The sequence below is a fragment of the Pseudomonas psychrophila genome (assembly GCF_001043005.1).
In the GTDB taxonomy this organism is placed as follows: Bacteria; Pseudomonadota; Gammaproteobacteria; order Pseudomonadales; family Pseudomonadaceae; genus Aquipseudomonas; species Aquipseudomonas psychrophila.
Genome location: NZ_JYKZ01000078.1, coordinates 1 through 617 on the forward strand (window position 1 = coordinate 1; position 617 = coordinate 617).

Sequence of the window (617 nt, forward strand, 5' to 3'; positions counted from 1 at the left end):
CGCTCGGACGTTGAACTCAGCACCTGCTGGCACTTTTTCGCGGTCCACGGAACTTCAGAATAAGTGACGTACAGCGTGCTGGTTTTGGCGTAAATCAGCCTCGGTTCATGGATCGGTGCTTCACGGTCGTCTTCGAATACCTCACGACCTTGCCACAGCATGGCGCTGACCAGACCGTCTTCAATACGGTACTCGGACAAGGTGCCACTGCTGCCCTCAATCACGTACAACCAGCCATCGCGCAACAAGCGAATCCCCAGCGGACGCGCACTGAGGGCAAACGGCATCGTCACCTCAGCAGACGGATCCAGCATCGGATTGTCCACCAGCCCGTAACGCAACGGCACCAGCTGCACCGTGGACTTCATCAGCGGGCAGACGCCCATGAAACTTCGTGCATCACTGCGCGACTTGATGACGTTGTTGGGGTTTTTAGGAAAGAACGCAGTCGACATCAGAAGGGCTCCTGCAGGCCTAGCGCTCTGCATCTGGCGATTTCAGCGGCTTTTTCAACGCGCTGGGACGGGGTCAACGCCGAGCCCCGGCTCAGAAGCTGCTCAAGGTCAGGATGGGCATTGAGCGCGTCCTCTCCGAGATACCCGTGCATGTTGGCGTAA

1 protein-coding gene is annotated in these 617 nt (G+C 58.0%); it reads right to left on the minus strand.

Annotated features, from left to right (window positions below; all coding sequences use genetic code 11):
* Positions 1–455 (minus strand): toxin VasX (locus tag TU76_RS24165; RefSeq protein WP_048352679.1); only part of this gene is annotated, 455 nt, incomplete at its 3' end.
* Positions 456–617: the final 162 nt, after the last annotated feature.